19 protein-coding genes and 1 pseudogene are annotated in these 24,354 nt (G+C 44.4%); 15 read left to right on the top strand and 5 right to left on the bottom strand.

Features of this window, described 5'->3' with window-relative positions; genetic code table 11:
* Positions 1-20: 20 nt before the first annotated feature.
* A complete protein-coding gene (locus IPJ71_05335) occupies positions 21-254 on the bottom strand; it encodes a hypothetical protein (protein ID MBK7843107.1) in 234 nt (77 codons plus the stop codon).
* Between the two features lie 212 nt (positions 255-466).
* On the opposite strand from IPJ71_05335, the gene IPJ71_05330 reads away from it, so the two are divergent.
* From IPJ71_05330 to IPJ71_05260, 15 genes and pseudogenes are all read left to right on the top strand, one after another.
* Positions 467-1,426, top strand: coding sequence for a phosphatase PAP2 family protein (locus tag IPJ71_05330; GenBank protein MBK7843106.1), 960 nt, complete (start codon positions 467-469; stop codon positions 1,424-1,426).
* A gap of 84 nt (positions 1,427-1,510) precedes the next feature.
* A complete protein-coding gene (locus tag IPJ71_05325) occupies positions 1,511-2,353 on the top strand; it encodes an ATP-binding protein (GenBank protein MBK7843105.1) in 843 nt (280 codons plus the stop codon).
* A pseudogene (locus IPJ71_05320) lies at positions 2,334-2,444 on the top strand (hypothetical protein). The gene IPJ71_05325 and the pseudogene IPJ71_05320 overlap by 20 nt, the downstream one beginning before the upstream one ends.
* Positions 2,445-2,501: 57 nt before the next feature.
* Positions 2,502-3,347, top strand: a complete 846-nt coding sequence (locus IPJ71_05315; GenBank protein ID MBK7843104.1) for a hypothetical protein — start codon at positions 2,502-2,504, stop codon at positions 3,345-3,347.
* A 7-nt stretch (positions 3,348-3,354) separates the two neighbouring features.
* Positions 3,355-4,308: a tRNA (adenosine(37)-N6)-dimethylallyltransferase MiaA gene (gene miaA, locus IPJ71_05310; GenBank protein ID MBK7843103.1), complete on the top strand. Its 954-nt coding sequence runs from the start codon at positions 3,355-3,357 to the stop codon at positions 4,306-4,308.
* 51 nt (positions 4,309-4,359) lie between these two features.
* The gene (locus tag IPJ71_05305; protein ID MBK7843102.1) at positions 4,360-5,238 is read left to right on the top strand and encodes a YicC family protein; all 879 of its coding nucleotides are present in this window, start codon (positions 4,360-4,362) and stop codon (positions 5,236-5,238) included.
* Between the two features lie 39 nt (positions 5,239-5,277).
* A complete protein-coding gene (gene gmk / locus IPJ71_05300) occupies positions 5,278-5,844 on the top strand; it encodes a guanylate kinase (protein MBK7843101.1) in 567 nt (188 codons plus the stop codon).
* Positions 5,845-5,886: 42 nt separating this feature from the next.
* Positions 5,887-6,126 carry a DNA-directed RNA polymerase subunit omega gene (locus tag IPJ71_05295; protein ID MBK7843100.1) on the top strand — a complete coding sequence of 80 codons (240 nt, stop codon included), beginning with the start codon at positions 5,887-5,889 and terminating at the stop codon, positions 6,124-6,126.
* 112 nt (positions 6,127-6,238) lie between these two features.
* Positions 6,239-8,473 (top strand): bifunctional (p)ppGpp synthetase/guanosine-3',5'-bis(diphosphate) 3'-pyrophosphohydrolase, encoded by a 2,235-nt coding sequence (locus IPJ71_05290; protein ID MBK7843099.1) that lies wholly within the window; start codon positions 6,239-6,241, stop codon positions 8,471-8,473.
* A 484-nt stretch (positions 8,474-8,957) separates the two neighbouring features.
* Positions 8,958-9,476: a hypothetical protein gene (locus IPJ71_05285; GenBank protein MBK7843098.1), complete on the top strand. Its 519-nt coding sequence runs from the start codon at positions 8,958-8,960 to the stop codon at positions 9,474-9,476.
* Between the two features lie 181 nt (positions 9,477-9,657).
* Complete coding sequence (locus tag IPJ71_05280; protein MBK7843097.1) at positions 9,658-13,410, top strand: hypothetical protein; 3,753 nt, start codon at positions 9,658-9,660, stop codon at positions 13,408-13,410.
* 10 nt (positions 13,411-13,420) lie between these two features.
* On the top strand, positions 13,421-17,092 hold the full coding sequence (locus IPJ71_05275) for a hypothetical protein (protein ID MBK7843096.1): 3,672 nt from the start codon (positions 13,421-13,423) through the stop codon (positions 17,090-17,092).
* 13 nt (positions 17,093-17,105) lie between these two features.
* Positions 17,106-17,972, top strand: coding sequence for a hypothetical protein (locus IPJ71_05270; GenBank protein MBK7843095.1), 867 nt, complete (start codon positions 17,106-17,108; stop codon positions 17,970-17,972).
* Positions 17,973-17,983: 11 nt separating this feature from the next.
* Positions 17,984-18,409 carry a hypothetical protein gene (locus IPJ71_05265; GenBank protein ID MBK7843094.1) on the top strand — a complete coding sequence of 142 codons (426 nt, stop codon included), beginning with the start codon at positions 17,984-17,986 and terminating at the stop codon, positions 18,407-18,409.
* Positions 18,406-21,390 carry a hypothetical protein gene (locus IPJ71_05260; protein MBK7843093.1) on the top strand — a complete coding sequence of 995 codons (2,985 nt, stop codon included), beginning with the start codon at positions 18,406-18,408 and terminating at the stop codon, positions 21,388-21,390. The genes IPJ71_05265 and IPJ71_05260 overlap by 4 nt, the downstream gene beginning before the upstream one ends.
* 4 nt (positions 21,391-21,394) lie before the next feature.
* Here the strand turns inward: IPJ71_05260 and IPJ71_05255 are convergent, their stop codons facing one another.
* From IPJ71_05255 to gspN, 4 genes are all read right to left on the bottom strand, one after another.
* On the bottom strand, positions 21,395-22,279 hold the full coding sequence (locus tag IPJ71_05255; protein MBK7843092.1) for a hypothetical protein: 885 nt from the start codon (positions 22,277-22,279) through the stop codon (positions 21,395-21,397).
* Between the two features lie 77 nt (positions 22,280-22,356).
* The gene (locus IPJ71_05250; protein MBK7843091.1) at positions 22,357-22,806 is read right to left on the bottom strand and encodes a hypothetical protein; all 450 of its coding nucleotides are present in this window, start codon (positions 22,804-22,806) and stop codon (positions 22,357-22,359) included.
* Positions 22,807-22,891: 85 nt separating this feature from the next.
* Positions 22,892-23,326, bottom strand: a complete 435-nt coding sequence (locus IPJ71_05245) for a single-stranded DNA-binding protein (protein MBK7843090.1) — start codon at positions 23,324-23,326, stop codon at positions 22,892-22,894.
* 107 nt (positions 23,327-23,433) lie between these two features.
* Positions 23,434-24,306: a type II secretion system protein GspN gene (gene gspN, locus IPJ71_05240; protein ID MBK7843089.1), complete on the bottom strand. Its 873-nt coding sequence runs from the start codon at positions 24,304-24,306 to the stop codon at positions 23,434-23,436.
* Positions 24,307-24,354: the final 48 nt, after the last annotated feature.

The following is a 24,354-nucleotide window of genomic DNA, read 5'->3' as shown; positions in this document are numbered from 1 at the left end:
GCTCTAAAACCAACCCCTGATCATTTCTTGCCAAGCAGATCCATCAGATTTTTGAGAATCGCGTGATTGGCTTGTTCAATCTCAATTAATTTTGATATCAGCTCCCTCATCGCCGGGGCCGGCTGAACGGTGAGCTTTTCGCCGTCAAAATGGACCACAACTTGGGAATTTGCATCAAGACCCATTGCTTCCATCGTGGACTTCTCAATCACCAGAGCTGCCGAATTGCCGGTTCTGATTAGTTTCTTTTTCATATCTCCCCCTTTTACATGCCGCTTCTTGGATTCTAGATTACCAAGAGATTGTTATGACAATATGAGGATTCCATGAAAATCCTTACAAGGTACAACCGTATCGAATTGGCGCAATCCTATTGGATTTAAGGATTCTTCTTCCCGTTATGGGAATGATCTGGCATAAATTTCACCTCTTCGTTGAAGGGGATTGCCATTCTTGAGGGGTCTTCATGGGGTCTTTTCTAAATTGGACATTGAACATATCGCTGATTTTCCTATTTTTCGCCGGTCAAGGTGTTTCGTTCGGTGACACTGCTCCTGTTTTTAAAGAGAAGCTGGACCTGTATTCGATAGTGACAGAAATCCCGAAGACAAGTGAAGTGACCCTTCAGGAGTCTTTTACTAAAGCGACCATTGGCCCCTGGGCGGGAATCCTATTGAGTACGGCCATTGCTTTCCATTACGATCAAGAAATACTGGACAATATTCAATATTTTGGTCGCAAATCAGGGGTTGGAAATCAGGACAATACGAAAACTATGTGGCGGGTAGGCCCTTATCCCATTCTTCGGCTGCCTACGGATACGGGCTCGCTCTTGTATTTTTTCGGAGATGGCTGGATTCACATGGGCACAGCCGCAGGGCTTCTTGCCGGGGGACATATTGGAGGTAACACGAGAGCTTGGAACACCGGGATTCAATTGGTCCATGGGATGACCGTGTCTACTTTTTTTAGTCAGGCATTGAAGCGAGCAACTGGACGAGAAAGTCCGACCGAGCTCACGGAGGACAGAGGAGCGTGGCGACCATTCCCTAGTATTAAGGCCTATAACGAGCACACCTCTCGCTATGACGCCTTTCCCAGTGGGCATATCATGACAGCAACCTTGACGTTTACTGTGTTGGGAGAGAATTATCCTGAATACATTGATTGGATTGTTCCCATTGAAATTGGTTGGCTCACTTTGTTGGGATTGCAAATGATTAACAACGGAGTTCATTGGGCCAGCGACTACCCGCTGGGTATTGCCATGGGATATCAGATTGGAAAAATCAGCGCAAGAATAGGTAAAGAGAACAAATCGGATACTTCAAGCCAACACGGAGATCGAAGCTTCTGGAATGACTGCTTTGTTTACTCGGGGGTTTTTGAAGGAACGCCCACGATCAATGTGTTGGCAACTTTTTAGCAAAATCGGAAGTTGGGTCGGCGGTGGGCCCGAAAGAGAGAATTTACGGAAGATATAAGGCACATAAAAATTTTGAGTCCCGAAGTGATTGATCAGATTTCGGCTGGTGAAGTTGTTGAGCGGCCTGCTCACCTCGTCAAGGAACTGGTCGAAAACAGTCTCGACGCGGGAGCCACTGAAATCGAAGTTGAAATCGATAGTGGAGGGCGCCAAGTTTTGGTTCGCGACAACGGAAAGGGAATGGAGCGACAGGACTTAGTTCAGTGCTTGGCTCGTCACGCAACGAGTAAAATCCAGGTGGCCGATGATCTTTGGGCTCTTGCAACCTATGGGTTTCGGGGTGAGGCTTTGGCGAGCATCAGTGCGGTGAGCGAATTATCCTTGGTCTCGCGTCCGACCGGTGCAGCCATGGCTCAGGAACTCAAATGCCATTATGGCAAGATTGGAGATCCGGTCGAGGTGGGTGGAAAGTGCGGCACATCCGTTTCTGTAAATCATCTTTTTGGCAATACACCCGCAAGACTGAAGTTCTTGAAATCGGATACAGCAGAAATTACCCAAATCAGGCTGGTTTTGAAGGCGATGGCAATGTCTTCGCCTCAGGTTAGTTTTCGCGTTCGAGGAAAAGGGAAATTGCTTCACTTTTGGCCTTCATCAGGTTCGTTGAAGGAAAGGGCAGAGCAGGTTTTGGAGTCTAAGCCGCTTTTTTATGCGGAGGGTTCGGAGAATGGAATTGAAGTCAAAGTAGCTTTTGGCGCTCCTCATCAGGTTGTTGCAAACAACCGACAGATTTGGATTTTTGTCAGAGGTCGGTGGGTGACGGATCGAGGCCTGACGGCAGCGGTTATGGAATCCTATAGAAATCTTCTCATGCACGGCGAATATCCCATTGTTGGATTGTGGATAGATCTTCCCCGACGAAGTTGATGTAAACATTCATCCAACAAAATCACAGGTAAAGTTTCTGGATAGCTCTCGAGTCTTTCGTTCCGTCCTCCATGTCTTAAGACCCGCCCTTGCCGGGTCACCTTGGCTTGAAGAAATACTAAAGGATCAAAAAGTGCGAGAGGCGCACTTGGCACCATCTTCAAGTTTTTCATTTTCAGATCAGGAATTGGTGCGCACTCAATATTCCGATAGAGAAAATTGGGTGAGGGGAGAGCAAATTCTCCAAGTGAGAGAGCCAGATCATCATTTGCCTGATCCTTCGACGGATACCTTACAGGAAATAAGTCTTCGACCGACTCCATTGTCCTGTCCAGACAATGGGAATTTTCCTATTCTGGAATCGGTGTCGGAACAACGTCCCCCCTTGAGAGATCAGAAGGTGACCGCCCAGTGGTCTTCCCTGCAGATCCTTGGGCAGGCTCGTCTGACTTACATTATCTCTCAATCGTCCGAATCTCTTTTTTTGATCGACCAGCATGCTGCTCATGAGCGTGTTCTCTTTGAAACTTTGATGAATTCTTGGAACACTGGACGAAAGGCGGTTCAGAATTTCCTCCTGCCATTGAGCTTAGGAATTGAGGCGGATTACCTTGAGGCCATTATGAGTCGGGTGTCAGATCTTGAGAAGTTGGGAATAGGGGTAGAACAATCCGGTCCTGAAAGTTTGGCTGTGAATAGTTGTCCTGTTATACTCAAAGAATCTGCGGTTGAGAAAGCCCTGAGATGGTTGGGGGAGGACCTTGTTAGTAAGGGTGGAAGTTTTGCTTTTGAGAAAGTTGTGGGCGATTTTTTTGCGACAATGGCCTGTCATTCGGCCATCAGAGCTGGTCAAGTTTTGGGTACTGGCGAAATGAAAAGCTTGTTAGAGCAAATGGATGAGTTCCCTTTTTCAAGTTTTTGCCCGCATGGTCGACCCGTATTTATCGAGTATCCCTTTCGAAAAATAGAGAAGGAATTTGGGAGATTGGGCTAATTTTTTCATGTCAAGCGCGTCAGTCTCGTCAAATCCAATTTTATTTGTGGTAGGTCCTACTGGATCCGGGAAATCTCGTCTGGCCCTAGAATTGGCAAATGAACTTCATTTGCCAATAGTCAATTGCGACAGTGTGCAGGTTTACAGCCGAGTGAATATCGGTACGGCAAAGCCCTCTCTCGAGGAAATGAATTCAGTCCCTCATCATTTGTTTGATATAATTTCTCCTCCCAATGAGTTTACGGCCGGGGAGTTTCGGCGCGAAGCGCTTTCGGTTTTAGAGAATTTGGTTCCCTCCACTCCCGTTATAATGGTTGGGGGGAGTGGATTCTATATTCAGGCACTTCAAAAAGGAATGTACGAAGTCAGCAAGGTATCGGAGTCCGTTCGTCTTTCGCTTGAACAGGAGCTCGCACAGAGGGGACTCGCCCCTCTATTTGAGGAGTTGCTTGCGCGAGATCATGAGTTGGCGTTGAAGGTGGGTCCAACTGATACTTATCGCATATTGAGAGGGCTAGGTCTGTTAAGAACTCATGGAAAAACTCTGACTGAGATTCAGATCGAATTTCAGAAGAATAGCGACATTGCATTTCCTTATAGATTTGCAACATTGGGCTTACAGATCAATCGCAGCCAATTGAGAGAACGCCTTCAAAGAAGGGCGGGTCAGATGATCGAAGCTGGTCTAATCGAAGAGGTGGAGACTCTTCTTGCTGATCAACTCTCAGACTGGGCACCTATGAGGAGCGTGGGCTATAAAGAGACTTTGTCCTACTTGCGTGGTGAACTGGGGGATCGTGCTCAGCTGATAACTGCAATTACTGCAAACAGCATGCAACTAGCAAAGCGACAAAGAACTTGGTTTCGTCGCGACAAAGATATTCGATGGTTTGATGTCGAAACCGAGTGGCTAAAGGCCAGAAGTTTTGGTAGGGGTTTTCTGAAGAGTGGTCTACCTTGACTACCCTTCCTGCTTAAGCTGAAATTCAATTTACATTGAGATAGGAATGATATGAAAAGCATGACGGGATTTGGGACATCTTCGGGGAGTAACTCCTTCCTGAATTTGGAGATATCCATCAAGTCCATTAACGGTCGGTTTTTCGACGCTCGTTTTCACCTCCCTCGAGAGTATTTTTGCTTCGAAGCAGAAATGAAAAAGGAAATAGTTAAACGTATTCGAAGGGGAAGTCTGGATATCTATGTACAGCGCCGAGTTATCGACTCTGCATCTGGAGTGAAAATTGTTGTAAACCGGAAGTTGGTAGGTAGGTGGATGAAGGCCTACCAGGATTTGGCTCAAGCAGCGGGAGTCTCAGGCTTGGTCGGTTTGGAAACACTGGCAGCAATTCCAAATGTGTTGCAAATGGAGGGGGCAAGTGACGTGAATTCGAAGGAGAAATTGCTCCTCTTTTCTCAATTGAAGAGATGCTTGCAAAATTTGGAAAAGGAGCGCCAACGGGAAGGCCTTGCCTTGAAAGCGGACATCGAAAAGCACCTGAAAGGTTTAGAGGGTCTGGCGCGTGAGATGGAAAAAATGAGGCTTGAAGCCAATGGTGAACTTCTTAAGAAAATGGAGTTTCGGCTTAAACAGGCCAACCTGACAGGGCAGGTCGACGAAGTTCGGCTCTCTCAAGAGGTAGCGATCATTGTTGATCGTGCGGACATTGGTGAAGAGATCACCCGATTGAGGGAGCATTTGATTGCGTTTACTGAAGAGGTCGAGCGACAGGGATGTGAAGGGAAGAAGCTGGATTTCTATTCCCAGGAATTACTCCGAGAGGTCAATACGATTGGGTCGAAATCGCAAGTGATACAATTGACCCATCTGGTTGTAGATGCGAAGACTCGTATCGAAAAGATCAGGGAACAAGTTCAGAATGTTGAATAGCCGCTTAACAGGCAAGGGTCAGTTGAGATGAAGGATAACATGGCTAAAAATCTATTTTTTATTCTTGTTGGGCCGAGTGGAGTGGGTAAATCCACATTTCTTGATAGGGTCTTAAAAGACTTCGGCAATATTTGTGACATTGTGACCTTTACGTCTCGTAAGAAGAGGACTGGAGAAAGAGAGGGCTCACCTTACCATTTTGTGACTCGAGATAAGTTTTTGAGTTTGATAGATGAGAAATTCTTCATTGAGTGGGCTGAGGTGCACGGCAACCTTTATGGAACTCCCAGAGCCCAAATTGAGGAGGCATGGAAGAAGGGACTGGGGGTGATCATGGACCTAGATATTCAGGGAGCTCGAGCGATGGCCCGCGAATATCCTCAGGCAGTGACAGTATTCATCCATCCACCCTCAATTGATGAACTGCGTCAGAGAGTGATCAAGAGAGAAGGTTCTGTGACCTCAGATTTAGAGGTGAGAATGAAAAATGCTCAAAGGGAGATATCCTTAGCCAGCGAATGCAACTATCAGCTGGTGAACCGAGACCTCGAGGCTTCCTATAAAGAACTCAAGAAACTAATTGAAGAAACTCTAAAAGCCCGTTAGTCTGCAGGGCTCTTGACGCTAATCTGAAAAGGGAGACTAAGAGTGGCTCGTGTAACGGTGGAAGATTGTCTGACAAAGGTCCATAATCGTTTTGCTTTGGTATTGTTGGTCTCCAAGAGGGCAAAGCAACTCATGAAGGGTTCTCAGGCTACTTTGGGGATGAAGAGCAATAAAACTGTGGTTGTGGCTTTGAGAGAAGTGGCCTCGGGAAATGTATTTTTTGATATTGACGAGACCGAGGGTAGTTCTGAGGCTCAGATTGTTCGGGATCTTAATCGCTAGCAGCGGGCCGGGTTGTTTCTTCCCTCTGGCCTGATGGATTTTGAATGAGAGTTTCTACTTTAGGGATGGCTCTGTTTTTCCGAAAAAGAAGATGAGGGAAGACGACTTAGTCATGAGTGAAACGACGACCCCAGAAGCGATAAAAGACGACTCACCACAAAGTTTGGATGACCTCCTTCAACAGATTCAACTTTTTTACCCAGGTGCAAACCTGAGCCTCATTGAACGCGCCTACAAGTTTTCTGAGAAGGCCCATGCTGGACAAATAAGGCGAAGTGGCGAGCCGTACATATTTCACCCCTTAGGTGTTGCTGCCATTCTGGTTGAGTTGCGCCTGGATTTGGCTACCATTGCGACGGGTTTACTTCACGACACAGTGGAAGATACCTCGGTCACTATCTCTGACATTGAGAAGGAATTTGGCAAGGTGATAGGCCTGCTCGTTGATGGTGTGACAAAAATTTCTCGTATGAAATTTCGGAATACCCATGAAAAGCAGGCTGAGAATATCCGTAAGATGATTGTAGCTATGGGGAAGGACGTGCGGGTTGTTTTGGTTAAATTGGCCGATCGCCTGCACAATATGCGTACGCTCAACCATATGTCGTATGAAAAGCAGGCCCGCATTGCAACTGAGACACTTGATATTTACGCTCCCTTGGCGAGCCGTTTGGGAATTAGCAGTCTCAAAGTCGAGCTTGAGGATCTGAGCTTTCGCTATGCGTTCCCTGAGAGTTATTATGCTCTCGCTCAAAAGGTTGCCAAGAAAAAGCGTGAACGTGAGAAGTATATTGAAGAGGTTAAGAAAGTTCTCATAAATGAATTCGGTAAAAGAACCAGAACAAAATTCGAGATAACGGGTAGATCGAAACATCTCTATTCGATCTGGCGAAAGATGCAGGAACGAAATATCGATTACGAGCAGGTTTTTGATGTTTTGGCTTTTCGGGTGTGCGTGAATTCAATGCCAGAATGTTATGAAGTTTTGGGACTTGTTCATTCATTGTGGAAGCCCATTCCCGGCCGATTTAAGGATTTTATAGCGATGCCTAAGGTCAATAACTATCAGAGTCTTCACACAACTGTGATTGGGCCTGGGGGTGAGCGCATTGAGATTCAGATACGAACCAACGAAATGCATTTGGTGGCGGAGCGGGGAATCGCGGCACATTGGCAGTACAAGGAAGAAGGTCAGGGCAATGAGGGAGTTTCTGACGAAGTAGCCGAAAAGTTCAATTGGCTTCGCGAGTTAGTGAATTTGCATCAGCAAACTCACAATCCTGATGAGTTTTTAGAGAGCGTTAAAACTGATCTTTTTGATTCCGAAATTTATGTTTTTACTCCAAAGGGGGAAGTAAAAGAGCTTCCTGAAGGGGCGACTCCGATTGATTTTGCCTACAGCGTGCACACGGACATTGGCCACCGAATTGTAGCCGCACGTGTAAATGGACGATTGGTCTCATTGAAGTACCAACTTAAAAACGGAGATTCTGTCGAAGTCATAAGCAGCAAGAGTCAGACTCCTTCAAAAGATTGGTTGAAATACTGTGTAACGACAAAGGCAAAGGCAAAAATTAGGGCGCACGTCAAGGCGGAACAACGCAAGAGAGCGGCCGAAATTGGGCATCAACTTCTTGAAAAGACATTTCGCCGACATGGCTCAAGCTACGTGAAATACGCTCAGGGCATCGAATACGAAAAGTTGCTCAAAGAAAACGGAGCGAATACCGTAGAGGATTTGCTGATTCGGATTGGCTATGGAAAGTTAATCCCAGCCCACGTATTTGAGCGGCTCGTTCCTGATACGAACGAGCAAAGTCCCTCTTCTGAGAAGGATGAAGAGAGCTCCTTTTTGGCAAAAGCCTTTAAGTCAGCAGTAAACAAGCGTAAGAAATCAGCCTCACCGATTAAAGTCGAAGGTATGGACGATCTTTTGGTACGATTTGGAAAATGCTGCACTCCGATCCCTGGTGATCCAATTATTGGATTTATCACACGGGGGAGAGGGATCACTGTTCATCGAGCTGATTGTGACAAATCCTTTGATCTAGATCAGGCGCGACGAATTGATGTCGAATGGAGCGGGGATAAGGGTCAGGACGAAGGAAGACTGGTTCGAGTGAGAGTGGTGAGTCAGGATATTCCTGGTCTATTGAAAAACATGACGGAAGTGTTCTCTATCGCTGGAGTCAACATCCATAATGCCCAGGCTCGCACGACAAAGGATCGCAAGGCCATATGCGTTTTCGATCTGAGTGTTCGAAATACAAATCAGCTGAGTGACGTGATGAGTGCCCTTATGAAGCTCAAGGGAATCATCGGCGTGACTCGTATCACACATTCATAAATTCAAAGACTGTAGAATCAAGATCAATTTTTTAAAGCATTCAAAGTATTCGCGGATTGAAGCTATCGAAGGTGTGGAAGCTTCGCCAGTCCTGCGGCTAGAACAAGAGACACATAAAAGAGGGATCACAATACCCAAAAATATCGTTCCAAAAGCAATTCAAAATGGGGTAGGAATTCGAGTCCTATCGAGTCCTATCGAGTCCTATCGAGGCAATCGATAATTTTTGAATACAAATTGATCTTCATAGAATTAACATCCAATGAATTTCGAATCTCTTCGCTGTTCATTTCGTTGACAGGTGGATCCTGAGAAGTGTCACTCTTCAAACTGCTGAATCAAGTCATTCGTGCACCATCCTGATCATCAATCCAAGTTTTTGATTTTGCACGCTTTTCTCAGATTTGCTGCGAAGGCACCGAATTTAAAATGAGATAAAATTGGAACGAGTCTTGAATTCCTATCATTTCATAGGAGAACACATATGAAGAGAAATGCAGGATATTCAGGTGCCTTGATCCTCAGATTTATTTCGGCAACATGTCTACTTTTTATTTTTGGTTGCCAAGCTGGGTTTGTATCTAACAAGCAAAATTCGGGATCGCTCAATGAACAGTCGCAGGCGCAGGAGCTGGAGCTCATTGATCAGTCGTTAGACCTTGGAATCGATTGCCTTCAAATCAATAATTCAGATGAGAGGTGTGACCTCAATTCCTTTGGAGTGGTGGAGAAGGCCAACAAAATTATTGAAAGAATAGAAAAATATATTAAATCGCTCTGGAAAATTGTGGATATTTTATCAGTCATATTGTCTGACGAGGCGAGCAAAAAACTGTCTCAGCAACTCGAAAAGATTGAAGACAAATTTGTCGAATTAGCTGAGTCCTCAATAGCGCTCCTAGATCCAGATAATCCTGACCAACTCAAAGTTCGCAAGGATCTTGAAGATCTGATTGAATTTGTGCGCGCAGAAATCGCTAAAATGATTGAGGAACTTAAGTAGACCATTTAGGTAACGGATGCGGTTTAAAGTGACATAAATGGGCCTAAATCTCCAGACAGAACGGTCTTGGCTCTAATCTGACGGTTCCCAGTCTGGCACAATCAATGCTCAATAAGGAGCAGAATAAGCCCTAAAGGGGAGGAAATTGAAAACTTCGACCCTAGAAATTTTGGAGGCCTTAGTGCCCAATAAAAGATCCTTCTGCAACCTAAGACCTTCTAGGAGTCTTTATTACGGGACGCTTTTTATTCTCTTGTTAACTTCGAGTAGTTGTAACTCATTGATTCGTGGAAAATTGTTTAAGGACAGGGCAACAGAAACCCCTCCTCCTTCTGAGGAGAGAATTGAAAAGAGTTTTTTTGTTGATCCCTCAGGAAAACCCAAGACTTTTCTCTGTGCTTGGGCCCCAGAGATGGGACGTGGTTGGGTGGGTGAGTACGTTACATTAATGGTGAATAACTCACCTCATTGCAATATCGAATTTGAAGTAACTGAGCGTTATTTAGTCGGAAAAATCGTTCATCCGAGCTTTCCGGACGACAGGAACCGTTGGCAAGAGGCGCTCAAAATCCCCATTACAAAACATTATTATTACGAAAAAAACAAGGACTCCTACGGTCGGGAAACCAATGAATTTGTGGAAAACAGCAGTCGAAGCCACTGGTCAGCTCGACCTATGATGACTCTCGATCTGGCCTCAATAGAGATCTTGGATTTTTTATGGGGAGGACCACATCGAACCACCAATGTCGAAGAAATTGAGTGGGACAAAGATAGTAATTTTCTTGGGTTTTCAATGAATGTTGTGAGTAGTTTGATGAGTTCTGAGATGCAGACGAAAATTCGAGTTAATTTCTTGAAATTTGACCATGATGAAAGTTTTAAACGCATTCCCTATCATCAAGAGAATTCCAAATATCTGAACATCCTGCATGTGATGGGTCGAAGGATAGAGGGCATTGAGCCAGAACTCTATGCGGCTCGCTGGGATTTGCGAAAACAAACCAAGATCTATTTGAACGGGGTTCCCGCAGAACATGAATCCACAGTCAAAGAAGTCGTAAAAAAGTGGAATAAGGCTTTCCAAAATATTGGTGCAGTCGCTCCTGATTTCAATGCATTTGAACCGGTTGTGGCCAATTTAAAACATCCTTTTGACTTACGATATCCAGGTATTACCTGGATCAGCGATCAGAGAATTTCTCTGAACTCACCTTTGGGCATTGGAATGGCTCACGCTGATGTTCGCAACGGAAAAATCATTTGGGGCGGCGTCGTTCTCTATGGAGGTATGCTCGAAAAATATGTCAATTCCTATTCCCCAGTCACATCCTCATCGAACGAAAATCAGGCAATGAGCCGAATTTTCCCAATTGGATCTCTTGCCTCGCCAATTCCGCAAAGACTGGAATCAATTCCCGCCGTGAAAAGCATGGATTTTAATCTTCGGTCACAAGTGGTCGAGGGATTGTCAACTGGTCACCGTCAGTTTGTCGGGAGCGAAATTGAACGCTTGGCGGAACAAGTTCGAAACAGAGAAGCTAAGAACTACAATGGAAAATCCTCCGTTCAGGACGACATCGAAAATTTGAAAACTCAACTTGAAAGTCTAAAGACAAATTCATCGGGTCTTCAGCGCGTGGCCTCTGATCTTATTTTGCAAGCGAAAAGTGAAATTGAGTCTACGAATCAATATTTCAAGCAGTTCAATCTCATCGATCAAATGGGATTTGGATCTCAGGTTAAACAAGGCGATATCCGGCAGAGTTTTAAGGGTGAGGAAAAGCAGAACATAGTGGAGATGCTAAAGGACAAAAACGAAAAGCGTCGCTTGGAGAGTTTGCGCTTATTTCTGCCTCGGGCGGCGGCACTTTTCGTTGAGCGAGACCTAACCGTGCAAAATCTTGCGGGGCCCTGGAGTCAATCGGAAGCCCACGGAGTACGTACCTATCGTGAGATGTTGGATTCCGTCGTGATGGATCTCGCTCTTCATGAGGTTGGCCATTTGCTCGGATTGGGACATCAGTTTAAGGAGAATATTCTTCCTAAAGCGGGAACAGTGCCTTCCCGCTACGTAAAGGAACTCTCCTTGCGAGCAAACGCCAAAAGCGGATTCACAAACATGTCGACTGTCATGGGGTATCGAAACCCACGAACCGAAATGATTTTGCCTGCCAGTGAGCTCAAACCACAGATACACGATGAACTGGTTTTGCGTTATCTCTATAGGGGGGAGTACTCAGTTTTTGACCAATCAAAAGATGATTTTCGCTTTGTTCAATTGCCTGTGAGCGGAAAAATACCAGGTTTCACCGAAGTCGATGCGGGAAAAGCGAAAGTCCGCCTTCCAGTTTCTTATTTTCCTGCTTGCAATGACTATGAAGCCTCGCTAGGAGCGGACCCTTTTTGCAATCGTTGGGACCGAGGTAGTCAGGCTGTGGACATAGTTTCATCCTATTTTTCTGGAATTTCTGACAATTTGATCGCGAACCTCTATTCGATGGTTGGAGGTTCTGGAAATGAGTGGCAAGCAGAATCCCGTCTTTGGTGGATGGCCTTGGATACATTTTCGCGAGTTCGCCTGTTTTACGATGAAATGAGAAGGCGGTTGCGGAGCGACGAGACTCTCCGACCGCTTTGGAATCAATTAAAAAACGATCAAGAGGGGCTGTTTGAATTTTCCCAGGCCTGCGAAAAAGCCGATCCTACAGATTCGGAACAGGTCAAAAACAAAACTCTACGAGAACTATTTGCTTCAGATCAAATGGTTGATCTGTGCCGTGCAAATAACTTGGCCCTCAAGGAGTTCAAATTTTTCGTTAACCTTCCTGAGGGGGATTACACTCGAGTTGATCACCAAAATCGATATGTCAGTGGTGGATACTTGGCTGGAGATGTGAGTCGCGACTGGGGGCACATGTTTGGTTCATGGTACCAGTTGGCTAACCTACCACTGAAGATTAGCTCCCTTCATACCCTAACGACTGCAAGTCCTTACTTGATGCTAGACAGTGGGTTCAGTTCGAATCCGTATTATGACAATTCAGATGACCGCTATTTGTATCGAACCCTCTATCCTCGCGAGTACACCAAGTTGGTTGCTGACACGGTAAAATCCAATCTTCGGTTTTCTGCAACTGGACGCGACGACGTCACCGCCATGGGGCGTTCCGTATTGGCTGCCGGTTATATGGTTCCTGGATCTATTAATTATAGTAATGATTCTCAGAAGCTGCCTCGATCATACAATGAAACGCTGAATCAACAGACTGAGTTTCGATTGAGTATGGTAGCTGTTCTCATATCTGCCACCACACCAGATGTAAATTCCGGTGTAAAGGCCGACCACTATAAGAAGTTTACAGCCACGATTTTTGATTATTTTACTGGAAAGAGCTCCACGGCCAGAGACGTTTTTGTCCTACCACAAGGCAATGTTTTCGTGCGCGCCAATGGGATGTTCATCTTTCCGATAACTAAAATGAAGTTTTATGAGGGTTCGAGCTCCTATGTGATTGCCTATAAGGTAGATTATGATTTTGAAGTAGGAGATCGATTGCTTGAGGACAGCGTGAAGTTCTCAATGACAGAGTTACACGATCAGATAGCATCAATTTGCGTAGATGGATTTTCCGGTAGCGGTTTGACACACTATTTTGACAATTCCAACCAAGATTTCGAGGGATTTTATATACCTCCCGGCTTGTCCAGTGAAACGGGAAAGGAAAAATTGGGATTATTTTATGATTCCATCGAAAGGGAGTTCTCAAAGTACGAGGAAAAGGTGAAAGGGAAAGTGCCCTCAAGCTTTGCTCAGAAAAACATGCGTTCTCTCTGTGATGAGTCGATCAGGGGAGTTGGGCAAATTCTTGCGTCCGCAGCCATCATCAACGGATATTGGCTAAAAATCACCCCAGAATTTTTAGTGAAATGAGGGAGGAGTTGTGAAGATCTTGACGAAAATTCACCTTGTTTCCATCCTCATGGGCCTATTTCTATTCTCAAGCTGTGTTCCAAAGAGTGGTCCTCGTTTTGTGCACGAACCAAAACGAGAGTGGATTCCAAGTGAAACCCCTCAGGATCTCTCGGTTGAAGCAAAAGAATTCTATGCTTATGATTTGGCAAAAGCTTATAAGGATTTGGCTGCGCCCGAATCTGTCGACCTTCTTGAAAAGATTGTCAAACCTTTATCTCGATTTGTGCTTAACCGGACCTATATTGAATCTCCAGAGTACTTTCATCGGATTTCCGAAATGTTGGCCCTTTTTAACAAAGGTCTGTTGATTCTTCTCACTGAGAAGAAAGATGGCGACAACCAGGCCGAAATAGAAAAGATTAAAGATTTGTATTATGCGACAGTTTTCTCCGGTTGCTCACGGGATCTGCGCGAGGATTGCACTAATAAAAATATTTTTTCCTCGGACAGTCGAACCTCCAAAATATTAGTCATACTAGCGACTGACCTTGATGAGAAAATCCGCCAAGAATTAATAAAAATGAAGACTCCACGTGACTGCATCAATGGCAGTGAACTCTGCCGAACATTGGTCGAAGAAAGGTATCGACGATTGGCGATGGCCACTGCGACAAAAAGGAATAAGTTGAAAGATGAAGATTTTTCCTTTTCCTATCTGAAGTATTCTCGAATCTATGCTCTTTTGATGGACTGGTGGCAGGACAAATCGCGAGGAGAATCCTCTCTCGGCGCTGAAAAGGGTCATGGAGGAATGTCGCTGAGTTATTTGAATTCAGTTCATGGAAAAATATTTGAAATTCTCATTTCAGGCTATAAACCGAGAAGCCTTAATGATCCAGAGTTTAGAGAATTTGTCGAATATTTTAATCCATGGACTTACTCGAACAGATCGGCAGACCTATTTAGGTATGGCACCCAAATCATGTTTGATTTAGGTGCTCGCTGTTGCCTTTATCAGGACTCAGACAAGAAAAAGCTGAATCCCTCCGTGGTCCAGGCGATCGAAGAGGGACAGAAGGAAGCAGATGGATTTGGTCCCTCATTTTCTCAAATAGTTGTTGATATTCAAAAGAGTGCCGGATTTGAGATTTTTCAGAATTTGGGAATAGAAAAGGACGCACGCAGGATTTTAGAAAAGGATCCAGAATTTTTTAATGAATTCTTCTTCATTGTTGATAGATTGTTTCGTGACCATTTGAATCACACCCAGATTCAAAGAGTCCTCGGTAATGCCAACAGATCAAGGGCTCTAGATAAATTGCCAGAGATCGTCAGCATTTATGTTCGGATGTATTTGGTCTATATGATTGTTGAGACGAACAAGTTTATGAATGATATTTATAATTCAAATTCGGTTGGCAGTGATCAGGTATTTCAAGAGGCTGTTTTGAAGTCGAGAGATATCTCTAGTCGATGGTTGAGTCTGCAGTCTCGAATTGATGTAATGGATAAGTTTCTCGGCAGTTATTTCAAGGGGCAAAACACTTCTTCGATATCTTATTTGGAAACGTCTAAAATGTTACAGTCCGTTAATCGGAATGTGCATTACTTTTCTGTGTATCCAAATATGATCGTGATGACCTATTATTTGGCCAAGATGAGAGGCGCAGTGAAGGCACAGACATGGTGGGGAAAGACAATCGATATTCCCGCGGACACAATTTTAGAAGAGCTATTTGAAGGGAGAATGGTCGATTTGTGGTTTCGATTTGGGGTTGACGCTGAGGTTTTGAGTAAGGAAATGATCCTTTACTCATTTCAGTATATGATGAGCACGAATACTCTCAATACCTTTGTGGCAAAAGAAGACAGCTTAAACGGCTTAAACGGCTCAAATGGATCAAACAGCTCGAACGGATCAACGGGCTCAAATCGGAGCAAATTCTTCGATCTCATTTTTACAAAATACCTTGATGAAGGACTCCGTGAATTAAACGATGATGTGCTTAAATTCGAGAGGGACACGATCGGAAGTGAAATGTTTAATGAAGTTAAGCAAGTTTGCCAATACGAGGTTGATACAAAAGGGAGAGGAAGAACTCCGCACTTGATGATAAATTTTCTTAATCTCGGTCGTTACACCTACTCGGGTGCCGGAAGAAATGGCATTAATGATATGTTATTGGAGTTTCTAGGTGGAGCTTTTAAACCGGCAAATTCAATTCGCACTGTCATAGATCAAAGGATAAGTCACCTATTGACTATGGTCGATTTGATTGAGGCTGATTTATTGCGCTCAAAGAAAATTGGAAAAAGAGGCGATAGTCATCCGGATTTGGTAAAGGTCCGCGAGTATCTCGTTAATCTAGAATCTCTAAAAAAGCGATTCATGAATTTTTTTATCTCCAATCATCGAAAATATCTCGATTGCTTTTTGACACTCGGTGAAATTGAACAGAGAAGGATGAACAGGATCTACGAAGAGGAACGTCAGCACTTAGGAAGAATATACGATCTGATATCTCCCCTTGGAGAAGAAAAAAATGAAATTGAATTTGGCAAGAGAGCCAAATACATCAATGAAATGTATTTTCGCAATGTTGAAAATGGCTACAGGTTTGATCGGATTGATGGTTTGACTTACAGAATGTCCAAGTTTGATCTTTTGACAAGAATAAAGAGGAGTATTGAAAACGATATCTTTATGACTCCATCCGAAAGAGAAAAGCAAATATACGGGGAGGATCTTTCTCGTCTCCTGAGACCTCGGTCTGTGGAGGTTTATATGCCAGTCGGCCTCGACAGAGAGGATTTGGTGTCGAAAGGAACAAGCCTCTCAATTTCATATCGCTTGGGAATGCAGAGGGCTGATTTTATCAAGCAAGGGATGGCTGTCTTTAATTCAAAGGGGGATGCATTTGTCGAATGGAATGCTCAGATTGCCTCAGGGTCGGATATGAAGAAATATTTGGAAACGCTCGTTGAGCTCTATCTGATAGGAGGAAATAGATCTAAGCATGAATCGTGTTCAGAGAAAAGTGAAAAATGTTCTGACTCTTCGGTGGTCTCTGCTGATGACTTGATAGAGATGTATCTGCGAGTTTTGGGAAGTTATACCCTAAATGAACTCGATATCGAAAATGCTCAGGACTTTGGAATCGAAGGAAAAATGCCGAAGGAGTTTTTTGAAGATTGGATTTTTGAAAAGACCTCACTTGCGAGACTTCCTCTTTTTTACGGTCTCATGAATAGCATTTATGAGACGGCTGGGATTCGAATCGATAACAAAGGAAAGGGTGTCAATCCAAATCGGTGGACTGGACCAATTGTCGAGGCGACTTCGTTTGCACGCACATTGAATAATTTGGGAGTTTTTATTTTTCCACCAGGATCTGAAGTTCGAGATGCCGTTCGGTTGCGGTATGGATCGAGGGCCCATCATGTCCTGACACGGGTTCAGGAGATATTTGATAGAATTGGCGAGTTGGAGCTGCCCGAGAAGAACCTGATCGATCTTTATCCTCGATTAAAGCAGTCCTTCTATCTGGAGGACAAAGCTCCCGTATTTTGGTGGAACAAGGGGGGAAGTCTGAATCTGGTAGATAGGCAAAAGCTTGAAAATTTACAAATCATCAAAAAGAGCTTTGTTCAGCAAACAGATGATTTTTATCAAACCAGATCCGTTCTCAAAGTGAAATGATGGAGTTGGCAGGATGAACTGCTTAAGTTCCAATATTTATTCTGTCCTTCTGAGAGTCCTTCCGGGAGTCGTGACGGGCTTTTTTGTGATATTTAGTTTTGGGCTTGCGTCTGCTAATGTCGTGGACACGTCTTCTAAGAGGGTAGGAGAAAGCGCTTGGTCGGGAGTTATAAGATACAGCGTTTTAACTGATCTTGCTCAGGAGGTGAATCCTCGCTCATACACCCACGGCTTCTTGGGAAGTCTTGAGTATTCTTTCAATTCCTCTTGGTCATTGGGTGGCGATGTCAGTTTTAGGGCAGGAACTGTGGGAGATCAAATATATAAGGCACCTCAGCAGTCGAAAGGGGAGAGAATAGATCCTGAGGCCGGAATCGTTCTGAACTATGAGTTTTTGTTTTTTGGAAATAATTCGCTCAAGTTTTTTGGGGGCTTCGATGTGTTTCTGGATGAGAGCAGTCGGCTTGAGGGTTATCTTGGGCTTTTTTCGGTGGGAACAGAAATGAATTTAGTTTTTTCCGATGTGGGTCTTGTGATGGGGCATAGTTTTGTTATCTCGGAGATGGCGAATACATTTGAATATTCTACTGAAGGAAGTGCCAATCCAAACTTGTATTACAATTACTCCTTCAGTAACAGTCTTTCGTTTATGAAATCATTGGCGCTGAATTACACCTTTGGCTTTAAGATGACTCAATATCTAGATGATTATTTGAGTTATTCTTATTCGAATAAATACGGCATCTCTGCGAAGTGGGGCCAACTTTCAACGGGTCTAAGCTACGAAAATGGGGGTTTTACTGACGATGGCTATGTTGATCTCTGGTACATCGATGCATATCGCCGGTTGTTAAAGTTAACTCTGTCCTATTTGTTTTGAGGCACCTATCTATGTGGAATATTGTGAGAACTACATTCATAGGGATTTTGATTTCGGCTTGTACTGAAAAAGGACGCCCAATTCGCCCTCATGAGGGAGCTCGTGGAGATGGGCGACAGAGAGCAGAGTCAGCGGGAGATGGGGGAGAGATTTCTGCTTCTGACCGATTTTCAGATTTGGCCGAAATTGAGGCGAAGGCGACGATGGCAAGCGATGTCATTTCTGAGATTTTGTCCCCTCTGGCCCTGAGGATTTTGAATCAAAAGGAAATCGAGTCTCCTAAATTCTATTCCCAGACGGGTTGGGTTCGTAGTTTAGATCTATTCAATAGACTCTTGCTAAAGGAAGCCGCAAAAATCCTTCGTCAAGTGAAGTTCAGCGCCTTATCGGGGAGTATGTTGCATCTGTCAACGTCTCTTGCGAGCAGATTGTCATGAGTTGTCCGGGAATTCGCAATTTCCGACGCAGTCCGAGTTCGGCTGAGGTTTTGAAGATCGCAGCAAAAAGGGCTGTGGACGTGACAGACTACTATCGGCGCCTGGCTCTGGCACTGGCGCTAAAAAATCAGCAGTTTGACCCAGAACTATTGGAAATGCTGGCTTACCGATTTTCGGAGGGAAGAGGAAAAATGATTTCAGAGGATCATCGTGCTTTACTGAAGTCTGTGGTTGAATTTTCCTTATCAAATCTGCAGATGTCTTCGAGATCAAAATCTGAAAATAGAGAATTTTTGGAAAAGCTTGGAGCTTTGAATTTGATTTTTCGAGACAGTTTTGGATTGAGTGAAGTCGCAAGGGGAGCACTGATAAAACTTATGTCTTCTTCAGATTTTTTATATGAGTCATCAGGGAAATTACGTTCTGAGATGACATCCATTATCAATGAAGAATTGACTGAGAAAGATGGTTTTAAGGAACGGCAGAATTTGTTGTCTAGCCAAAGGGTCTTTTTGCCCAAGGCTGTGGGATTTTCTCCAATTGATCGTTTTGATGAGAATATCTTTATTGTTGATCGCGTTTTTAATCAAAAAATTTCGGTTGCTTTGGGAACTGAACTATTTTTGGCAACGAAACGTGATCAAAGTCAGCTGTTTTCAGCAATTCACAATTATGCACGGATTCAATTTCTATTCTCCCTTTATAAAGCCACGTTGTTGGCTAAGGATAAAATTTTCAGTGCTCCTGTTGAGAGCGAACGTTTGCTCTGGAATGCGATCAGCGAAAGCAGCGCAATTGGTAAAGTTTGGAGCGATTTGAGGGCGAATCTGGGACCTCTCGAAAAGCTTTCTGTCGCCATAGCAAGGGGGGGAAGCGACGGTGATTCTTCAGCGAAAAGGAATCAATCCTTGTTTGGAGAAATTGATAAAAGCATTAAGTTAGTCGCCGTCTATCCGCACATGATGATTCTTTTTTATATTTTATCAAAAAAGAATTTTGAAGTACATTTGCAAATGCCATCGTATTCTAAGACTCTTTATTCTTCAGATCTCATGAGCTATCTTTATCGTGGTGATTTCCCTCCACTTTTCAACTATTCTTTGGACAAAGCTAAGATTTCCAGCCTCGAAATGTTTTATGCCTTTGATTTTGCCTTGCGAACAAATCTATTTGGCCTTTCTGGGATCGATCCAGATCAGTTTATTGCGGATGCTGTTCAGCGATTTGGAGAGAATAATGTCGAATATGTTCGCAGGAGTTTAAATGCCATTCGGCAGCGCTTCCAGCAAGCTCCAAGTTATAGCATATTTCGGAATATCTGCCATGAGTTCGGTGGCTCCGCACCTGAGCACCGTCGTTTTTATTTTTCCGAAGTGGCGAACTCTCCCTATTTTGGTAATTTGATTAATCCAGTATTGATGCGATTGTCGAGCAAGAGCGGAACTTCGGGGGTTGGCGGCGGGAGTTTGGCGAAAGAGAGCCAAGGTTTAAATTTTATGGATGTGACATTTTCGGAGTCTGTTGAGAAGTTGCGAATAGATTTGGAATCGGCCTTAAGAATGGCGAGAGCCATGAAAGCGTCTTACGAGAGCTACTTGAGGGGTCCAATGGGCATCAAGTCAGGGGAGATCTCCAAGAGAACTTCGAAAATTGATGCCTGGATAAATGAGGTGACCAAGCTTCGCCGGGACTATCTGGCTGAGGCTTCGATAAGGTATCAGGAAACAGGCCGGTGCTTACGACCTTTGGTAACGAAGGAAGAAGAAATTCAAAATGAGGTGATAAAGGCAGAGCAGGCTTACCTCCGGCAGGTGTATAGGGATATTAGGGCGTTGAGACGTCAAGGAGGGGACAAGATCCTCCGGGACCAGGAAATAAGAAAAAAGTATGTTTTTAAGGGGCTACCGGAGGATTTTCCTGGTCTGGATAAAATAGACGAAAATGGATACTTATACCACCGCCTGGATTTGTTGGTTCGCATTGGCCGCTATATCAGCGAGGGCCTGAAAACTGAAAGAGAAACAATAGAAGCGATTGCTCCGAACGTGCAAATGAACTTTGGAAATTCAATGATCTCTGAGATTGAGGCTGGTCGTCCGTCTGAGGAAAAGTACTTGTTATTCACGGACACGGAGGAAGAATTCGTAAAGAGTGGAATGCGGCTTATTTTTCGTGTGCACAGACCAATCCTTAACTGGAATTTGAATGGTTCTCGAGTTGCGGGATGGGAGGAGCGAATTTCAAGTATGGTGAGTCTCTATCGACTGGAGAGCAGCGAGATGACAGATGGGGGTCAGAGTTTATTTTCGGCCGATGATATCATTGAGGAGCACCGTGGGTTTTTGAAGCTGACTCAGATAAGTCCCTTTGAGGCCGGACTGTATACCGGCCTGCAGAGGCAGGAAAAGTATGAGCCAATTTTCTTTTCCACAATTTTGCTCAATTTTGACTCCGCAAGATCTCGTGTTCGAGAAATTCTTGGTTTATTTGATTTTCCTTCTCTTCTGGTTACTTCCGATATTTTGGGATTTAATTTTAATCTGGTGCAACTGGCAAAGGACAGTGGAGCGAACGAAGATCCTCAGGCGAGTCATGAAATTGATCGGGTTACGCCCCGGCGAGAGGGATATTTTAGTTTGGGAAGGACTTATTTCGAAAATCGTTCTGTAAGGAACAGAGGAAGTCTGATGTTGGAATTTAATCCTGAGTTAGATCGCCATCTTGATAGGGAAATTCGACATCGTGTTGATTGGGAGATTGGGCGAGTGAATCATTTTCGAGATTCTTTGGAGAAAAAAATTTCAGAATATAGAAAGTTTCCAGTTGAGGAGCAGCCTCGATTTGATTTTACCCTACGTGAATCTATCCGAGAGCCCTGGTTGAATAATCGTATTTTTTTAGACTTTGATTTGAAATTAGGCCGATTTCATCGTGAAACTCAGAACTGCTTTCGGAATAGCAAATGCGCGGACTTTGAGTAGAGTTCTAGAAATTCATCCCAATGCCAAGTCTGATAGCAATAGTGGTTGCGGATACCTGTTCACTCGCAGGTAGCAATCCATACTCAACTTGAAAAGGCACAAAAAATTTATCATTCATATACCAATCAAATCCTCCCCCGATGGCCATCACGCTCGTGTTAGTGATAGAGCTTTCCTCAAGAGCCGTGGTTTCCTTAGACATTGGGAACCAAAGTGTAAATCCGGCTCCAAGCCAGGAACGAAAGGATTTGAGCGAGAAAAGGTAGCGGGCCCAAAAATCGAGAGTGAGATACTGAATATTGACTTTGCAAATGGCGTTTCCGCAGGCCGTTGAAACGACGTCCCCTTCGGCCGAGAAGTTTTCCATTCCAAGAGTGCCGCGAAACCAGATCTTTTCAAAAAGGGCGTAGTCGAACAGCGCTTTGTAACTGATTCCTGATCCCGCAAGACTCGCCGTCTGGGTTGGTGTAATATCTAAATCAACCGACATGGAGTTCATTCCCATCCCAAGTAAAATTCCCCATGCCATGGTGGATGTCGATGAAGACTTGTGTTCGCGAGCAGAAGATGACGACTTAGCCTTTGAGCTGCCAGAAGATCCGCTCGATTCACGAGCGAGAAGTGTATCTCCCTCTGCGGCTTTACCTTTTCCTAGGCTTGCGATAGCTTTATCAGCTTTAATGGAAACGATTTTTAAGATTCCCTTTTTTTTACCGCCTGAACCTACAATGTAGAAGGCTTGGCCCTTTTCTGCAGTTTCGCCCTCAAGTTCAATCAGTAATTTTTTCCCCTTAACCTTGCTCACCTTTGCAGCCCAGGCTGGAGACGAAGAGAGAACCATACAAATGATAGTGGCCAACGATGCGACAATTTTAATGATCAGGTTCATATTTTCACTCCTGCACTCTCTCTATCTTAGGAAAATCGCTGTCTTGACGCAAAAAGAAAGGCTTATATAGGCCTGTTTCAGGACCTTGGATCTTCGGGGCGCGCAAAAAATAGGGGGAGGACGTCCTGAATGAGCAGGGTAGTCTTGGCCAGAGGAATTGAGAGAGGATGGCAATACAGGATATCCTGCCCTTCATTGCTGTCCAAGCTGATGAGATGTTTCATAAACCCTAGACCTTCATTCGAACTATAAGTTTTCATCGTCCAGATTGTTTCCTCCACACGGAATTCAAAAATTCCAGTGAGGCTCAGCTGATGTGGATCAAAAAGTGGCTGAGGGGAGCAGTCTTCGTTCTTGTATTGAATAAAACTCTGAACATGTTGGGCTGCAAATTCTAATCCCTGCTTTTCAAGGAATTCTCTTCCTTCCGATTGCCAAACGCTGCAACCTGAATTGGGTAGAGAAAGAGAGACCAGCAAGAGAGGGAGAAGCAGCCCGTAAATACGGACACAGTACCAGCCTATCATTCCATTATCCGCCTTTTGATTTCATTCTAAATCGGAGCGGACAAATTGGGACTTAAAAAGGGTCCAGGAAAAGGAGAGCCGATCACTAAAATGGTATTTCCTCATCAGCATCAAATTTTGGTTCGGGTCCGAAATCCTGAGATCCCATGTCATCAATGTTCCCACGCCCTGCTTCGGACTGATTGCCTCCGCCCAAAAATTGAATGACGTTGGCGACAATTTCAGTCGTGTATTTTTTCTGTCCCTGTTGATCTTCCCACGAACGTGTTTGCAGTCGGCCTTCTATATAAACTTGACGACCTTTCACGAGATATTTTCCAGCCAACTCTGCCTGTTTGCCCCAGAGAACAATTCGATGCCATTCTGTTCGTTCCTGGCGCTGACCATCGCGGTCTTTCCAATTTTCACTTGTGGCGAGACTCAATCGAGCCACAGTATTTCCAGAAGAGATAGTTTTAACTTCGGGATCTGTACCCAGGCGACCGACGAGAATGACCTTGTTCACTCCAGACATTCCAATTCCCCTTATAAAGTGTGTGTCAGCATCTTATGGCTTATTTGTGAAAGCCTTGCAACCCGTCTTGCGGAGGGACGTTCTTATTGAGGGAGCATAACATGAGGCATCAATCAAAAGGCGGCCAATGCAGAAAAGGACGGATTGACCCCAAACCGCGAGCCCGAAATCCGGACGGCATAACTGGCTAGCGACAAGCTTTCTTGGGCCGCCTTTGTGACATTGAGCTTTAATTTCAATTCATAGGCGCCGAACTGAGGAACTAACCCGCCCCCGCGGGAGCTCATTGTGACATCAATGGAGCCTTTGAGCTGTCCATTAAAGGCATCTTTAGGACCGCCAAGCTCAGCCATTTCAATAATAAATTTACCTCCCACCATCCGTCCCTTCATCATCATCTGTGTCCAATTAAATGCCGGAAGACTCAGTGGTCCATAATAGGTTGGAATTGTTGAGGGAGGGAGTTTGATTTCTCCCGTGTTGAATTCTATTTCTCCTTGGGGCTGATCGCGAAAGGTCGGATCTACATCAAAAGATGTATTGAGATTCGCCTTTCCTGTCAATTTGACGGGAATTTCGACGAGTTCCTTGAGATGACTCAATTCAAGCTGGGTCACTCGCAATTCAATGTCCTTTCTATAGACCCCGTCCTCCACCTTCTCGCCGGACTTGAACTTCAAACTGACATTCCCCTCAAGAAAACCTTCAGCTCTGGCCACAAGGCCTGGCTTGAAGGTGAGCAGTCCGGCAATGGAGGGCGACAGAGTCAATTCATCGGCCCTAATCGTTGGGAGCTGTGGAGTCTGAACTTCAACTTTTTCAAGATTGATTCCAGGTGTGGGAAAGAAATCAATTCCCAAATGGTCGAACTGGATAAAGACCTGGTTGTCAGAAAGCTTACTGACTTGGATTGTGACCACGTCAGCGAGGTCATCATAGGGAAATAAAATCAAAGTGAATAAACTGGAACTGATAAAAACAAGCAAAATCTTTTTTTTATGGTACTTAAGTATTTTTTTAAGAATTCAGCGATA

The organism is Bdellovibrionales bacterium, from assembly GCA_016714165.1.
Taxonomy (GTDB): Bacteria; Bdellovibrionota; Bdellovibrionia; order Bdellovibrionales; family UBA1609; genus JADJVA01.
The sequence above is the reverse complement of the archived record's forward strand: the minus strand, read 5'-3'. Positions and strand labels throughout refer to the sequence as shown.